The sequence below is a fragment of the Halomonas ramblicola genome (genome assembly GCF_030409215.1).
Taxonomy (GTDB): domain Bacteria; phylum Pseudomonadota; class Gammaproteobacteria; order Pseudomonadales; family Halomonadaceae; genus Halomonas; species Halomonas ramblicola.
Genome location: NZ_JAUFPL010000018.1, coordinates 69,665 through 84,617 on the forward strand (window position 1 = coordinate 69,665; position 14,953 = coordinate 84,617).

Here is a 14,953-nt window from a genome sequence, read left to right on the forward strand (position 1 = left end):
CCCGGATCGGCCCCGAGCGATGGAAGACCTCTGAATGGCTCTGAAGCAAGGGTGCCTTCTCAGAAGGTGCGCAGGACCCACTCGGGCACCGCGATGCGGTCGCCGTCCTGGCGTTCGAAGTTGCCGTCGCCGTCGCGATCCACCAGGTAGTAGGAGGGGCCTCTCGAGGGACGGATCTCGATGGCGTAGAGCTCGCCGTTGACGCGGTATTCGCGGATGGTGCGGTCCTCCTCCTGGCGGATGGTGATGTCCGGTTCCAGGTCGTCCTCGGACTGGGCGAGTGCCGGGCCCGTGGCGACGAGCGCGAGCCCCAGGACCAGCAGCAGGGCGGTAAGGGTGCGATGCGCGTTCATGGTGGCCTCCTGGCCGGGGTGACTGTCCCTCAGTGTAAGGCCTCAGGGACGGGGCGCCCACCGGCCGCGGCAAAACGCGGCGGCAATGCGTATCATGGGGGATCAGGATCACTTTCCGCCCAGCTTGAATGGATGCCTTACATGGCCGACACACCCATCGTTCTCGTCGACGGTTCCTCCTACCTCTACCGTGCCTTCCACGCCCTGCCGCCGCTGACCACCTCGAAGGGGCAGCCCACCGGTGCCATCAAGGGCGTGCTCAACATGCTCAAGCGGCTGATCAAGGACTATCCCGACAGCCCCATGGCGGTGGTCTTCGACGCCCCGGGCAAGACCTTCCGCGACGAGCTGTTCGAGGAGTACAAGGCCCAGCGTCCGCCGATGCCCGACGACCTGCGCGACCAGGTGGAACCGCTGCACGCCTGCGTCGAGGCGCTGGGCCTGCCGCTGCTATGCATCGAGGGGGTCGAGGCCGACGACGTCATCGGCACCCTGGCCCGTCACGCCACCCAGGCCGGGCGCGACGCGGTGATCTCCACCGGCGACAAGGACATGGCCCAACTGGTCAACGACCACATCACCCTGGTCAACACCATGAAGGACGAGACCCTGGACGTGGCCGGCGTGCAGGCGAAGTTCGGGCTGCCGCCCGAGCGGATCATCGACTTCCTGGCCCTGATGGGCGACAAGGTGGACAACATCCCGGGGGTGCCGGGGGTCGGCGAGAAGACCGCCCTGGGCCTGCTGCAGGGCATGGACGGTGGCCTGGAGACCATCTACGCCGAGCTGGAGCGGGTCAAAGAGCTGGGCTTCCGCGGCGCCAAGACGCTGCCCAGGAAGCTCGAGGAGCACCGCGACCAGGCCTTCCTCTCCTATCGACTGGCCACCATCAAGACCGACTGCGAGCTGCCGGTGGGGCTCGACGACCTCGACATCGCCCACCCGGACCGTGAGGCGCTGCTCGCGCTCTATCGCGAGCTCGAGTTCAAGGCCTGGCTCGCCGAGCTGCTGGAGGGCCGGGACGAGGGCGTGGATGACGTGGCCGGCGGCACGCCGGCGGGCGACGGCGAGGCGCGGGAGGCCGCGACGGCCGGTGGCCGGGAGGATCATGTCGTCCTCGAGCGAGGCGACCTCGATGGCTGGCTCGAGCGGCTCGGTGCCGCGGAGGCCTTCTGCTTCGACCTGGAGACCACCAGCCTCGACTACATGGAGGCGGAGGTCGTCGGCGTGGGCCTGGCGCTCGAGCCCGGGGAGGCGGCCTATATCCCGCTGGCCCACGACTACCTCGACGCCCCGGCGCAGCTCGACCGGCAGACGGTGCTGGAGGCGCTGCGCCCGCTGTGGGAGGACGCTCGCCAGACCAAGATCGGCCAGAACCTCAAGTACGACATCTCGGTACTGGCCAATTACGGTATCCGTGTCGCCGGGCTGCTGGAGGACACCATGCTGGAGTCCTACGTGCTCGACTCCACCGCTACCCGTCACGACATGGACTCGCTGGCGCTGAAGTACCTGGGCGAGAAGACCATCTCCTTCGAGGAGATCGCCGGCAAGGGAGCGGGGCAGCTCACCTTCAACCAGGTCGCCCTGGAGCAGGCCGCGCCCTACGCCTGCGAGGACGTCGACATCACCCTGCGCCTGCATCGCGAGCTGCGCCCGCGCGTCGCGGCCGAGGGCCGGCTGGCCAGCGTGCTCGAGGAGATCGAGCTACCGCTGGTGCCGGTGCTGTCGCGCATGGAGCGCACCGGCGTGGCCCTGGACCCCGAGCGGCTGCATGCCCAGAGCCGCGAACTCGAGACGCGTATCCGCGAGCTGGAGGCCCGCGCCCACGAGCTGGCGGGACGCGAGTTCAACCTGGGCTCGCCCAAGCAGCTCGGCCAGATCCTCTTCGAGGAGCAGCAGATCCCGGTGATCAAGAAGACCCCCAAGGGGGCGCCCTCCACCGCCGAGGCGGTGCTGGAGGAGCTGGCGCTGGACTATCCGCTGCCCAAGGTGATCATGGAGCACCGGGGCCTCGCCAAGCTCAAGTCCACCTACACCGACAAGTTGCCGAAGCTGGTCAACAAGGCCACCGGGCGACTGCACACCAGTTACCACCAGGCGGTCACCGCCACCGGGCGGCTGTCCTCCTCCGATCCCAACCTGCAGAACATCCCCATCAGGACCGAAGAAGGAAGAAAGATCCGGCAGGCCTTTATCGCCCGCCCGGGTTACCGGATCGTCGCCGCCGACTACTCGCAGATCGAGCTGCGCATCATGGCCCACCTCTCCGAGGACAAGGGCCTGCTCGAGGCCTTCGCCGAGGGTCGCGACATCCACGCCGCCACCGCCGCCGAGGTCTTCGGCGTGGAACTGGACAAGGTCTCCGGCGAGCAGCGGCGCAGCGCCAAGGCGATCAACTTCGGGCTGATCTACGGCATGAGCGCCTGGGGCCTCGGTCGCCAGCTGCACATCGAGCGCAACCAGGCCCAGACCTACATCGACCGCTACTTCGACCGCTACCCCGGCGTGGCGCGCTACATGGAGCGCATTCGGTCCCAGGCCGCCGAAGACGGCTTCGTCGAGACGGTGTTCGGCCGGCGCCTCTACCTGCCGGAGATCCACTCCCAGAACCGCGCCCGCCGCCAGGGCGCCGAGCGCACCGCCATCAATGCTCCCATGCAGGGCAGCGCGGCGGACATCATCAAGCGCGCCATGATCGACGTGGATGCCTGGCTCACGGCCGGCGAGATGGACGCCTGGATGGTCATGCAGGTCCACGACGAGCTGGTCTTCGAGGTGGCCGACGGCCAGGTGGACGCCTTCATCGAGGCGGTGAAGGGGCGCATGCAGGCCGCCGCCGAGCTCGGCGTGCCGCTGATCGTCGAGGCCGAGAGCGGCGCCAACTGGGACGAGGCGCACTGAGGCCTTGACCATGAGCGTGATGGCCATATACTGACGGTGAATAGTGCCCGCGAGGCCTAACTGGCACTCTTATCCGCCAGAGCAGCCTCGCGGGCTTTCTTATGTCTGGACGTTAGGGGCGACGATGAAGACGGCCATTCTGATTGATGGTGGTTTCTTCGTGAGGCGCTATCAGACCATCAAGGCAAAAGTGACGCCCGACGAGGAGGTTACGCCCGAGACGTTGGCCAGGGATATATCGGCGTCGGCCTTTCGGTGGATTCGCAAGGCCAACCCTCATGGCTATCGACAGCGTGAGCTGTACCGGATTTTCTTCTATGACTGTGGTCCCGAGCGGCACAACGCCGGCCCTCACCCCATTACCGGCGACATTATTCGGGTCGAGGACACGATCGACTTCACGTTTCGGGAAGCCCTGCATGAGCAACTGCGGCGTCAGCGCAAGGTGGCGCTTCGTCTCGGGGAGCTCCACGTGAAGAACGGGGACTGGACCTTGTCCAGGGAGGCGGTCCGCCGACTACGGGCTGGGGCGACGTTGGACGACCTGGAGCCTTCGAGCATTTTCTACAAGGTCAAGCAGGCAGGAGTCGATATGCGGATCGGTCTCGATATCGCGTCGATCTCACAGCAGGGGCAGGTGGACCAGATTATTCTGGTCGCTGGGGATTCGGATTTTGTTCCAGCTGCCAAGATGGCGCGTCGCAATGGCATCGACTTCATACTCGACCCCATGTGGAATCCGATCCGGCCCGAGTTGAATGAGCATATCGATGGGATATGCTCTGTCATGCCGAACCCCCACGGAGAGGGAAACAGGCGCCGGAGGTGAGGCCTGGCATTTCATTCATATCCTCAAGGCCCGCGGCACTGCCGCGGGCCTTTTGCTATCGGCGCAGGGAAGGCCAGGGTGATGCCTCGCCCCAGGCTCGTCATGCTTGGGGTGCAAGCTCCCGGATCGCCACGCTCAGCTCCTCCACCAGGACCTCCACCGCCAGCGGCAGGGTACGCCCCGCGGCGCCGCACAGCACCAGCCGCGCGCCGTCGATGCGCGGGTCCCGCAACGGCTTGAACACCAGCTCACCATGCGCCAGCTCGCGGGCGACGTCGAGCTCGTTGAGGAAGGCCACCCCCAGCCCCGCCCGCGCCAGCGACTTGATCGCCAGGATCCGGTTGCAGCCGGCCAGCGGCGAGAGCTCGATATCGGACTGGGCCAGTACCCGCTCCAGGGTCGAGCCGCGGAACATCTCGGCATCCGGCAGGATCGCCGGATAGTCGCGGCAGTCGTCCAGGCGCACGTCCGGCCGCTCGGCCAAGGGGTGGGAGGGGACGACGACCGCCCCGAAGCCCAGCTCCACCGACTCGATGAAGCGGATCCGAGGCGTCGGGGGCGGGTTCATGCAGATGCCGATGTCGGCCTCGCCGGTGGCGACTTCCTCGAGGATGGCCTCGGTCAAACCGGTGCGTAGCGCGAAGCGGACCCGGGGAAAGCGCTCGCCGAAGCGGCCCAGCAGCCTGGGCAGGACCTCGTCGGTCAGCGACTCGACGGTGGCGATGCGCACCTCGGCGCAGCCGGTGCCGCGGATATCGCCGAGGGTCTCGAGCAGCTGGCGCTCGTCGCGCTGCCACTGGCGGATCTGGGCGAGCATCAGCTCGCCCGCCGGGGAGAGCCGCAGGCCCCGCGGCAGCCGCTCGAACAGCGGCACGCCCAACTCGTCCTCCAGCTTGAGGATCTGGCGATTCACCGCCGAGGCGGCGACATGCAGCCGCTCCGCCGCCTTGCGCAGCGAGCCCTGACGGGCGACCTCCTCGAAGTAGCGCAATCCCGTGAGCAACAGGTGCATGGCCGTCTCCCGAGGGATATCTGTTGCCTTTTCGGCAACGAAATGAGCGAAACATTATTATGGACCAGTACAGTCGGGCGGCGCTAGCTTGAACCTACCTCCACAACACAACAAGCGAGGCTCCTCACCATGTGCACTCCCCACGAGCCACTCGGCTCACGCGACTCCCGGGTCGAACCGGTCGACCAGAAGCTGCCGCTACCCTCGATGCTGCTGTACGGCGTGCAGCACGTGCTGGTGATGGCCGCCGCGCCGATCACCGCCGTCTTCCTGGTCGGCCAGGCGATGGGCTTCGGCAACGACGTCATGGTCGCGCTGATGAGCGCCACCTTCCTGGTCTGCGGCTTTGGCACCCTGCTGCAGTCCTTCGGCCCCTTCGGCATCGGCGCCCGCCTGCCCTTCGTGCAGGTGCCGGGCGGGGCGCCTCTGGTGATCTTCCTGACCATCGCCCAGGCCACCGACCTGCAGACGGCCACCGGCGCGGTGATCCTCACCGGGGTGTTCTACTTCCTGGCGCTGCCCTTCTTCACCAAGGTGCTGAGGTTCTTCCCGCCGATCGTGATCGGCACCATGCTGCTGCTGGTCGCCATCAACCTGGTGCGCATCTTCGGCGGGCTGATCACCGGCCAGGAGGGCTCGCCGGACTTCGCCAACCTGACCAGCATCGCCTTGGCCCTGGCGACCATGACCGCCATCGTGCTGTGCGCCCGGCTGTTCACCGGCGTGCTGCAGCGCATCGCGGTGATGCTGGGGCTGCTCATCGGCGCCACCCTGGCCGCGGTGTTCGGCGTCATGGAGTTCGACGGCGTGCTCACCGGCCCGGTGGTGGCCCTGCCGTCGCTGTTCCCCTTCGGCCTGCCCAAGTTCGACCTCTTCGCCTCGCTGCCGCTGATCATCTTCAGCGTGGTGTCGATGACCGAGGCCACCGGCCAGACCCTGGCCACCGCCGAGATCGTCGAGAAGCACGGCGACGCCCGGGCCCTGGTGCCGCGCAACATCCGCGCCGACGCCCTGGGCTCGCTGCTCGGCGGCTGCTTCGGTACCTCGCTGATCATCACCAGCGGCGAGAACATCGGCATCGTGCGTGCCACCGGGGTGCGCTCGCGCTACGTCACCGTTGCCGCCGGCCTGATCCTGGTGCTGCTCGGCCTGTTCGCGCCGCTCGGCCGTCTGGCGTCGCTGCTGCCCACCGCCGTGGTGGCGGGCACCGCGGTAATCGTCTTCGCCATCATCGGCGTGATGGGCATCAATATCCTGCGTCGGGTCGACTTCGACGAGCACGGCAACATGTTCACCCTGGCCTCGGCGCTGGCCATGGGGCTGCTGCCGATCCTGGTGCCCGGCTTCTACAGCGCCTTCCCCGAACACCTGCAGATCCTGCTCGGCAACGGCCTGGCCATGGGCACCCTGACCGCCGTGTTGGTCAACCTGCTGTTCCATCACCTCGGCCGCCGGAACGATGCCCCCGCGGGCGCGGCGCTGCCCCGTCAAGAGATCAAAGGAAAGTAACCCATGTCGCCGACACCGTATTCCACCGACCCGCTGGCCCCGGCCGACTTCGCCGACGAGACGCTGCTGCTGCTGCCCGAGGAGGTGCTGCTGGAGGGGGGCTGCGCCCGCGACCGGGCGGTGCTGGTGGCGGACGGCCGCTTCGCCGAGGTCGGCGAGCGCCGGGAGCTGCTGGCCCGCCACCCCGAGCTCGTGCCCATCGAGCTCCCCGGCAAGCTGCTGATGCCGGGGTTCATCGATGCCCATCACCACCTGACGCAGTCGCTCGGCAAGTCGCTGGTGTTCGGCGAGCCCTCGGAGATCTTCAAGCGCATCTGGGTACCGCTGGAGGGCAGCCTGGACGAGCGGCTGCTGCATCTGTCGGCCAAGCTCGCCGCCCTGGAGGCCCTGCGCGGCGGCTTCACCACCGCCGTGGACGCCGGCACCCGGGCCTCGGCGGAGCTCGACGGCATCGCCGGTGCCGCCGAGGAGACCGGCCTGCGCTGCGTGCTGGGCTTCATCTGCAACGACCTGGGCGGCGGCCGCCCCGACGGCGGGACGATCCGCCGCGCCGCCGAACGCCACCTGGCGGACTGGGCGGGCCATTCGCTGGTCCATCCGTCGCTGGCGGTATCGATCCCCGAGGTGGCCAGCGATGCCATGCTGCGCGACGCCGCGGCGCTCTGTACCGAGGGCGGGGCCATCTTCCAGACCCATGTCAACGAGCACCTGCAGGCCGTGGAGCGCTCCCTGGTGGCCCGGGGACAGCGACCGCTGGAGCACCTGCACGCCGCCGGCGCCCTGGGCCCGCAGACCCTGGTCGCCCACGCCACCCTGGTGACGCCCTGGGAGCTCAACCTGCTGCGCGACACCGGCACCGCGGTGGCCGTCAATCCGGTGGCCAGCAGTTGGAAAGGCAACGCCGTGGCGCCGGCCTTGCAGATGGCGGCCCAGGGCATTCGCTTCGGGCTGGGCAGCGACGGCACGCGCAGCGACGCCTTCCGCCTGCTCGATGCCGCCGAGACCAGCCAGCGCCTGGCCTTCGGGCTGGCCAGCGGCGATTCCTCCTGCGGCGGCGGCTGGCTGTGGCTCGATCACGCCACCCGCGCCGGCGCCGATGCCGCGGGGCTTTCGGGCGTGACCGGGGCGATCGCCCCGGGCCTGGCCGCCGACTTCCTGCTGGTGGATCTCGAGGTGCCGGAGATGACACCGTCCTGGGATCGCCCCTGGGAGCTGGTGCGCTACGCCAACCGCGACCAGATCGAGGCGGTGTTCACCAACGGCCGGCTGCGGTTGTGGCAGGGCTGGCCGGTGGACTGGGACGCCCGCGCGCTGCTCGCCGAGGTGCGCGAGGCGGCCGGCGCCGCGGTGGCACGTGCGCCGATCCAGCGGGTGCACCCGACCTCGGCGGTCCATCGCGAGCGAGTCATGGCGTCGCGGCCGGGCGCGGAGGCGTGGACGCCCCATGAGTGAGCTCGTCGTCTACGCCGTCCTCGCCGCGGCCACCGGCATCGCGGCCTTCATGCAGGGAGCGATCGGCATCGGCTTCGCGCTGATCGTCGCCCCGGTGATGGGCTTCCTGCGTCCCGACCTGCTGCCGGTCGCCCTGCTGGTGCTGATGCTGCCGCTCAACCTCTATGTGGCGCTGCGCGAGCGCGAGGCGATCGACTGGCGCGGCACGGCCTGGATCGGCGTGGGCCGCCTGCCGGGGACCTTCCTGGGGTTGTGGATCCTGGTGATCATGAGCACCAACGGCCTCAACCAGCTGATCGGCGCCTCGACGGTGCTGGCCGTGCTCGCCGCGCTGTTCGCGCCGGTGTTCCGCCCCAAGGCGGGGGCCTGCGCCTCGGTGGGGCTGATCACCGGGGTCACCGAGACCGCCACCGGCGTCGGCGGTCCTCCGTTGGCGCTGCTCTATCAGCATCGTCCCGGGCCGGAGCTGCGCTCGACCATCGCCTGCTGCTTCCTGATCGGCGAGCTGGTGTCGCTTGTGATCCTGGCCGCGGCGGGCAAGGTCGGTGAGGAGCAGCTGCGCTGGGCGCTCTACCTGTTGCCGCCGTTGCTGGTCGGCAGCGTCGCCAGCCGCGTCATGCACCACCGCCTCGACGCCCGCCGGCTGCGCCAGGGGGTGCTGCTGTTCGCGCTGGTCTCCGGCGTGGTGCTGATGGTGCCGCGCTAACCGCTGTCCCAGGCGCGTAACATGAGAGGCCCACGGCATTGCCGCGGGCCTCTCGCTATCGATGCATGATGCTTACCGCCAGCCGACGCGATCGAAGATCCGCACGGCTTCGGGGTTGTTCTCGCCCAGCTCGCTGACGTTGAGCTCGTCCTTCTTGAAGTCGCCCCAGGATTCCAGCACCTCATCCTTCTCGATGCCCTCGACCACCGGGAACTCGTAGTTGCCCGCGGCGAAGATCGTCTGGGCCTCGTCGGAGGCCAGGAACTCCAGGAAGCGGATGGCGTTCTCGCGGTTCGGCGCGCCCTCCACGACGCCGGCACCGCCCACGTTGACGTGGGTGCCGCGGCCGTCCTGGTTGGGGAAGAAGATCTCGACCTGCTCGGCGACTTCCCGGTCGGCGTCATCATCCGACTTCAGCAGGCGCACGTAGTAGTAGTGGTTGGCCACGGCGATGTCGCACTCGCCGCTGGCGACGCCCTTGATCTGGTCGGTGTCGCCACCCTCGGGGTCGCGGGCCATGTTGTCGACCACGCCCTGGGCCCAGGCCTCGGCTTCCTCGGCGCCGTGATGGGCGATCAGCGAGGCGAGCAGCGACTGGTTGTAGATGTTGTTGGAGGAGCGGATGCACACCTGACCCTCGAACTCGGGGTCGGCCAGGTCCTCATAGCTTTCGAGCTCGCCCGCCTCGACCGTCTCGGGGTTATAGAAGATGGCTCGGGCGCGCTGGCTGAGGCCGAACCACAGCCCCTCGGGGTGGCGCATGGACTCCGGCAGGCGCTCGGCCAGCACCTCGGACTCGATGCCCTGGAAGACGCCTTCCTGCTCGGCACGCCACAGGCGGCCGGCGTCCACTGTGATCATCACGTCGGCGGGACTGGCCACGCCCTCGCGCTTGATGCGCTCGATCAGCTGGTCGGAGTCGCCCTCCAGCAGGTTGACCTCGATGCCGGTCTCCTCGGTGAAGGCCTGGTAGAGCGCCTCGTCGGAGTCATAGTGGCGCGCCGAGTAGAGGTTGAGCTCGTCGGCGGCGGCGGTGGTGGCGAAGGCCGAGCCGGCCAGCACGGCGGCGAAGGGGGCGGCGAGACGAACGGGCTTGATCATCGGGACCTCGAGTGTGGACTGTCAGTGAAATGATAATACGTTACATTACTTCTCAGGTATTGAAGTCCCTGCCGGGGCCTTCGTCAAGTCTCGGCTGATAGACGATCGGCGGGCGATACCGGTAAGCGAAGGAATGCGAGTCGCTTTCAAACGCATTCACCGCGTCGATCGGGTATGATGTGACACTGCCATGGACCCAGCGTCGTGAGCCTATGAATCGTCATCCGAATCCAACGCCCGCCTCCCATGATGCTTCTGCCCCGGCGCTGTCGATGCGGGGCGTGCACCATTCCTTCGGCAAGCACGAGGTGGTGAAGGGCATCGACCTCGAGGTGGGGGCCGGCGAGGTAGTCTGCCTGCTGGGCCCCTCGGGGTGCGGCAAGACCACTCTGCTGCGTATCGCGGCTGGCCTGGAACGGCTGCAGCGGGGCCGGGTCGCCCTGGACGGGCGCGACATCGCCCTGTCGCGTGGCCGCCACCTGCCGCCCGAGAAGCGCAACGTGGGGCTGGCCTTCCAGGACTCGGCGCTCTTCCCGCACCTCTCGGTGCGCGAGAACGTCACCTTCGGCCTCAAGCGGCTGCCGGCGCGTGAGCGTCACCGCCGCGCCCTGGACCTGCTCGAGCAGCTGGGCATGGTCGACCATGCCGATGGCTACCCCCACACCCTCTCCGGCGGCCAGCAGCAGCGCGTGGCCCTGGCCCGGGCCCTAGCCCCGGCTCCCCAGCTGATGCTGCTCGACGAGCCCTTCTCCAGCCTCGATGCGCGGCTGCGCGATCGCATCCGCGACGACACCCTGCACGTGCTGAAGAAGGTCGGGGCGGCCACCCTGCTGGTGACCCACGACCCGGAGGAGGCGATGTTCATGGCCGACCGCATCGCCCTGATGCGCAACGGCCGCATCGTCCAGACCGGGACGCCCCGCGAGCTCTACTGCACCCCCAGCGACCCCTTCGTGGTGACCTTCTTCGGCGAGGTGAACGAGCTCACCGGGGTGGTGCGCGACGGCCGGGTCCAGACCCCGGTGGGCCCGGTGGACGCCGGCTGGCTGGCCGAGGGCAGCGAGGCCCAGGTGATGGTGCGCCCCGAGGCGCTGCGCGTGGTGGCGCTGGATGAGACGCCCGAGCATCGCCATAGCCATATCATCATGGCCAAGCTGCTGGGACGCAGCAGCCTGCTGCACATCTGCGCCCACGGCGAGGACGGGCGCGAAGCCCACCTGCACGCCCGGGTGCCGGGCGTCTTCCTGCCCGCCGAGGGGCAGCCGGTGGCGATCCGCCTGGACGCCTCCCAGGTGTTCGTCTTTCCCTCAGGCCCCGTCGGAGCCGGGGCGGGAGCGTCGCATGGCGATGCTGAGCAGGATCACCGGGACTATGCCTACGGCGACGATGGCCAGTGACGCCGTGGAGGCCTCGGCGAGGCGCTCGTCCGAGGCCAGGCTGTGGGCCCGCACCGCCAGGGTATCGAAGTTGAAGGGGCGCAGGATGATGGTCGCCGGCAGTTCCTTCATCACGTCCACGAACACCAGGATGCAGGCCGCCAGCAGGCTGCCGCGCATGATGGGGGTGTGGACCCGCCGCAGGGTGCCGGTGGCCGTCTGGCCCAGGGTGCGGGCGGCGGCGTCCATGCTCGGCGTCACCTTGCCCAGGCTGGCCTCCACGGCATTGAACGACACCGCCAGGAAGCGCACCACGTAGGCGTAGACCAGGATGAACGCCGAGCCGCTGAAGATCAGTCCGATCACCTCTCCTCGATGCGCCAGCAGCCAGGTGTTGATGGCGTTGTCCAGCCAGGCGAAGGGGATCAGGATGCCCACCGCCACTACCGAGCCGGGAATGGCGTAGCCCATGGCCGAGATGCGCGTGGCGGTGCGCGTCAGGGGACTGTCGTGGAGCCGTACCCCGTAGCTGAGCACCACCGCCAGGGTCACGGCGATCAGCGCGGCGACGGTCGCCAACAGCAGGCTGTTGCGGGCATAGTCGAGGAAGCGGGCGCCCAGGAGGCTGTCGCCCCGTTCGATGGCCAACTGGGCGAGGATGCCGCTGGGTACCAGGAAGCCGATCAGGATCGGCAGGGTGCAGGCCAGGCAGGCGGCGGCGGCGCGCCAACCGTGCAGCCGGAACTCGGGCAGCTGCTGGTAGCGGGCGGAGGTGTGGAAGTAGCGGCGCCGGCCCCGCGACCAGCGTTCCAGCAGCACCAGGGCGATCACGAAGGCCAGCAGGCAGGCGGCGAGCTGGGCGGCGGCCACCTGCTCCCCCAGGCCGAACCAGGTGCGGTAGATGCCGGTGGTGAAGGTGTCGACGCCGAAGAACTGCACCGCGCCGAACTCGTTGAGGGTCTCCATCAGCACCAGCGACACGCCGCCTACCAGGGCGGGCCGTGCCAGCGGGATCGCCACGCCGGCGAACAGCCGCCAGGGGCCGCGTCCCAGGGTGCGCCCCACGTCCAGCATGCACACCGACTGCTCCATGAAGCTGGCGCGGGCCAGCAGGTAGACGTAGGGGTAGAGCACCAGGGTGATCAGCGTCGCCGCCCCGCCGAGGGAGCGGATGGCGGGGAACCAGTAGTCGCCGTGGCTCCAGCCGAACAGCGTCCTCAGCCAGCCCTGGAAGGGCCCGGAGAACTGCAGGAAGTCGGTATAGGCGTAGGCGATCACGTAGGTGGGCACGGCCAGCGGCAGCAGCAGCGCCCACTCGAACAGCCGCCGCCCGGGGAAGCGGCACATCACCACCAGCCAGGCGGTGCCGGTGCCGATCACCAGGGTGCCGATCCCCACCGTGACCACCAGGAAGAGGGTGTTGGCCAGGTAGCGCGGCAGCACGGTGCTGGCCAGGTGTCCCCACACCCCGTCGGTGGGCATGACGATATGGGCGAGTACCGCGAGTACCGGCAGGGCCACGACCAGCGCCACGGCCAGCAGCAGCAGGTTCCAGGGGGTGAGGGCGGGGGCGAGCCGGCGCGCCATGGCGGCCGGCCCGCCGCTGGCGGATCGGGACAAGCGGAGACTCCTTGCGAGGCCTGTCCTCACGAATGCGAGGCGTTGACGGCGGTAAATGGTATCAGCTGCCGCCGGGCCCTGCAGCCGGAACGCTACGCCCGATCGTCACAAGACGAGCCCGCCGTCCGCGGATGGCGGGCTCGAGGGAGGCGGCGGGGCAGGGCTCAGTAGCCCAGCAGCATCGACGGCAGCCCGGTGATCAGCCCCGGGAAGAAGGCCATCAGCACGCAGGCCAGCACGATCAACGCGCAGAAGGGGACCACCGCCCGATAGAGGTCGACGATCTCGACCCCCTTGGGGGCCACCCCCTTGAGGTAGAAGAGCGCATAGCCGAAGGGCGGGGTGAGGAAGGAGGTCTGCAGCACCACTGCCACCATCACCACGAACCACAGCACGTCGACACCCATCTGTTCGACGATGGGCAGCATGATCGGGAAGCTGAGCAGCACGATGCCGGTCCAGTCCAGGAACATGCCCAGGATGAACACCAGGAACAGCATCAGGATCAGCGCGCCGGTGGTGCCACCCGGCATGGCCATCACCACCTCGTGGATCACCTCCATGCCGCCGCCGATGGAGAACACCCCGGTGAAGGCGGTGGCGCCCACCAGCACCAGCATCACCATGGTGGTGGTCTTGCTGGCCTCGATCAGGGTGCGATAGCAGGTGGCGGCCTTGCGGTCGCCGAAGATCAGGAACAGCACGAAGGCGATGGTCACGCCGATGGCCGAGGCCTCGGTGGCGGTGGCGATGCCGGTGAACAGCGAGCCCAGCACGCCGAGGATCAGCGCCATGGGCGGCAGCACGTACTTGCCGAGCATGCCCAGCAGCTCGCCGGTGGAGACCTCGGCGCGCTCCTCGGCGGGTACCGGTGGACCGTAGGAAGGCTTCAGGTGGCAGATCACCAGCACGTAGAGGGCATACATCGCGCCCAGCATGACGCCGGGCACCAGGGCGCCGGCGAACAGGGCGCCCACCGAGACCGGCGAGTAGCTGGCCATCAGGATCAGCATGATGCTCGGCGGGATCAGGATGCCCAGGCAGCCGCTGGCCATGATCACCCCGGTGCTGAGCTCCTTGTTGTAGCCGTAGCCGAGCATGGGCACCAGCGCGATCATGCCCATCACCGCGATGGAGGCGCCGACGATGCCGGTGGTGGCGGCCAGCAGCACCGAGACGATGACCACGGTGAGCGCCAGGCCGCCCCGCAGGTTGGCCAGCAGCAGGCGCATCGACTCGAACATCTTCTCGGTGACGCCCGAGTCGTTGAGGAAACGCGCCATCAGGATGAACAGTGGAATGGCCACCAGGACGTAGTTGTCCATGGCGTTGCCGTAGATGTTGTTGATGAGGATACCCAGGGTATTGGCCCCGGGGCCCAGCCAGGCGCCCAGTACGGCGACGCCGCCCAGCACGAAGGCCAGTGGGTGGCCCATGAACAGGCCGACCAGTAGGCCACCGAACATGAACAGGGTGAGCATCTCGGCGCTCATGCGGCTTCCTCCTTGCGCAACTCCTGGACGGCGCGGATCACGATGGCGATGGCCTGGAGCAGGATCAGCACCGCGGTGACGACGATGACCGCCTTCACCGGGTAGACGGGGATGGCGACCATGCCGTAGGTAGTCTCGCCGCGGCTGAAGGAGCGCTCGAAGAAGCTCCAGCCGAAGGTGAGCAGCATCCAGATGAAGGGCACGAAGAAGATCAGGTAGCCGAGGAGCGCGAGTGCCGCCTGCTTGCGCCGGGACAGCAGGCGCTTGAGCACGTCGACCTCCACATGGGCGTGGTGGCGCAGCCCGTAGGCGGCCATCAGCATGAAGTGGGCGCCGAACAGCATCTTGGTGACATCGAAGGCCCAGTCGCTGGGGCGACCGATGAAGAAGCGCACGAGGATATCGTAGATCACGATCAGGGTGATCACGGCGAGCAGCGGGGCGATCAGGCGTCCGAACCCCTCGTTGAGGGCATCGATGGCCCTGGCAATGGCATTCATGGTGAGGCTCTCGAGTCGGGGCGGGTCAAGCGAGTCCTGCGCATGGGGCGTTACTGTCGATGGCGGCGGGGCCCTGGGCCCCGCCGCTACCCGCCTAC

12 protein-coding genes are annotated in these 14,953 nt (G+C 68.4%); 6 read left to right on the top strand and 6 right to left on the bottom strand.

Going from position 1 to position 14,953, the window contains the following annotated elements:
• Positions 1-59: 59 nt before the first annotated feature.
• Entirely contained in the window at positions 60-353 is a 294-nt protein-coding gene (locus tag QWY80_RS06900) for a DUF2782 domain-containing protein (RefSeq protein WP_290230007.1), read from the bottom strand.
• A 141-nt stretch (positions 354-494) separates the two neighbouring features.
• On the opposite strand from QWY80_RS06900, the gene polA reads away from it, so the two are divergent.
• A complete protein-coding gene (gene polA, locus QWY80_RS06905; protein WP_290230008.1) occupies positions 495-3,257 on the top strand; it encodes a DNA polymerase I in 2,763 nt (920 codons plus the stop codon).
• A 124-nt stretch (positions 3,258-3,381) separates the two neighbouring features.
• Positions 3,382-4,086 (top strand): NYN domain-containing protein, encoded by a 705-nt coding sequence (locus QWY80_RS06910; protein WP_290230010.1) that lies wholly within the window; start codon positions 3,382-3,384, stop codon positions 4,084-4,086.
• Positions 4,087-4,186: 100 nt separating this feature from the next.
• On the opposite strand, the gene QWY80_RS06915 is transcribed toward QWY80_RS06910, so the two are convergent.
• Entirely contained in the window at positions 4,187-5,098 is a 912-nt protein-coding gene (locus tag QWY80_RS06915; RefSeq protein WP_290230011.1) for a LysR family transcriptional regulator, read from the bottom strand.
• Between the two features lie 129 nt (positions 5,099-5,227).
• On the opposite strand from QWY80_RS06915, the gene QWY80_RS06920 reads away from it, so the two are divergent.
• From QWY80_RS06920 to QWY80_RS06930, 3 genes are read left to right on the top strand one after another with little or no spacing between them, the layout of a single operon-like run.
• Positions 5,228-6,607 carry a uracil-xanthine permease family protein gene (locus QWY80_RS06920; protein ID WP_290230013.1) on the top strand — a complete coding sequence of 460 codons (1,380 nt, stop codon included), beginning with the start codon at positions 5,228-5,230 and terminating at the stop codon, positions 6,605-6,607.
• A 3-nt stretch (positions 6,608-6,610) separates the two neighbouring features.
• The gene (locus tag QWY80_RS06925) at positions 6,611-8,059 is read left to right on the top strand and encodes an amidohydrolase family protein (protein ID WP_290230014.1); all 1,449 of its coding nucleotides are present in this window, start codon (positions 6,611-6,613) and stop codon (positions 8,057-8,059) included.
• Positions 8,052-8,765, top strand: coding sequence for a sulfite exporter TauE/SafE family protein (locus QWY80_RS06930; RefSeq protein WP_290230015.1), 714 nt, complete (start codon positions 8,052-8,054; stop codon positions 8,763-8,765). The genes QWY80_RS06925 and QWY80_RS06930 overlap by 8 nt, the downstream gene beginning before the upstream one ends.
• 72 nt (positions 8,766-8,837) lie before the next feature.
• Here the strand turns inward: QWY80_RS06930 and QWY80_RS06935 are convergent, their stop codons facing one another.
• Positions 8,838-9,866 (bottom strand): Fe(3+) ABC transporter substrate-binding protein, encoded by a 1,029-nt coding sequence (locus QWY80_RS06935; RefSeq protein ID WP_290230016.1) that lies wholly within the window; start codon positions 9,864-9,866, stop codon positions 8,838-8,840.
• A 272-nt stretch (positions 9,867-10,138) separates the two neighbouring features.
• Between QWY80_RS06935 and QWY80_RS06940 the strand changes: the two genes are divergently transcribed.
• Positions 10,139-11,263 carry an ABC transporter ATP-binding protein gene (locus QWY80_RS06940; RefSeq protein ID WP_290230268.1) on the top strand — a complete coding sequence of 375 codons (1,125 nt, stop codon included), beginning with the start codon at positions 10,139-10,141 and terminating at the stop codon, positions 11,261-11,263.
• Here the strand turns inward: QWY80_RS06940 and QWY80_RS06945 are convergent.
• The 3 genes from QWY80_RS06945 to QWY80_RS06955 form a co-directional block, all read right to left on the bottom strand.
• Positions 11,174-12,829: an ABC transporter permease gene (locus tag QWY80_RS06945; RefSeq protein WP_290230269.1), complete on the bottom strand. Its 1,656-nt coding sequence runs from the start codon at positions 12,827-12,829 to the stop codon at positions 11,174-11,176. The genes QWY80_RS06940 and QWY80_RS06945 overlap by 90 nt on opposite strands.
• Positions 12,830-13,026: 197 nt before the next feature.
• Complete coding sequence (locus QWY80_RS06950) at positions 13,027-14,355, bottom strand: TRAP transporter large permease (protein ID WP_290230017.1); 1,329 nt, start codon at positions 14,353-14,355, stop codon at positions 13,027-13,029.
• Positions 14,352-14,855, bottom strand: a complete 504-nt coding sequence (locus tag QWY80_RS06955) for a TRAP transporter small permease subunit (protein ID WP_290230018.1) — start codon at positions 14,853-14,855, stop codon at positions 14,352-14,354. The genes QWY80_RS06950 and QWY80_RS06955 overlap by 4 nt, the downstream gene beginning before the upstream one ends.
• Positions 14,856-14,953: the final 98 nt, after the last annotated feature.

What these genes read in the sequence shown, in the direction of transcription:
- QWY80_RS06900 (WP_290230007.1), bottom strand. Translation starts at nt 353, where the DNA reads ATGAACGCGCATCGCACCCTTACCGCCCTGCTGCTGGTCCTGGGGCTC.
- QWY80_RS06955 (WP_290230018.1), bottom strand. Translation starts at nt 14,855, where the DNA reads ATGAATGCCATTGCCAGGGCCATCGATGCCCTCAACGAGGGGTTCGGA.
- QWY80_RS06935 (WP_290230016.1), bottom strand. Translation starts at nt 9,866, where the DNA reads ATGATCAAGCCCGTTCGTCTCGCCGCCCCCTTCGCCGCCGTGCTGGCC.
- QWY80_RS06945 (WP_290230269.1), bottom strand. Translation starts at nt 12,829, where the DNA reads ATGGCGCGCCGGCTCGCCCCCGCCCTCACCCCCTGGAACCTGCTGCTG.
- QWY80_RS06930 (WP_290230015.1), top strand. Translation starts at nt 8,052, where the DNA reads ATGAGTGAGCTCGTCGTCTACGCCGTCCTCGCCGCGGCCACCGGCATC.
- QWY80_RS06950 (WP_290230017.1), bottom strand. Translation starts at nt 14,355, where the DNA reads ATGAGCGCCGAGATGCTCACCCTGTTCATGTTCGGTGGCCTACTGGTC.
- polA (WP_290230008.1), top strand. Translation starts at nt 495, where the DNA reads ATGGCCGACACACCCATCGTTCTCGTCGACGGTTCCTCCTACCTCTAC.
- QWY80_RS06915 (WP_290230011.1), bottom strand. Translation starts at nt 5,098, where the DNA reads ATGCACCTGTTGCTCACGGGATTGCGCTACTTCGAGGAGGTCGCCCGT.
- QWY80_RS06910 (WP_290230010.1), top strand. Translation starts at nt 3,382, where the DNA reads ATGAAGACGGCCATTCTGATTGATGGTGGTTTCTTCGTGAGGCGCTAT.
- QWY80_RS06940 (WP_290230268.1), top strand. Translation starts at nt 10,139, where the DNA reads ATGCGGGGCGTGCACCATTCCTTCGGCAAGCACGAGGTGGTGAAGGGC.
- QWY80_RS06925 (WP_290230014.1), top strand. Translation starts at nt 6,611, where the DNA reads ATGTCGCCGACACCGTATTCCACCGACCCGCTGGCCCCGGCCGACTTC.
- QWY80_RS06920 (WP_290230013.1), top strand. Translation starts at nt 5,228, where the DNA reads ATGTGCACTCCCCACGAGCCACTCGGCTCACGCGACTCCCGGGTCGAA.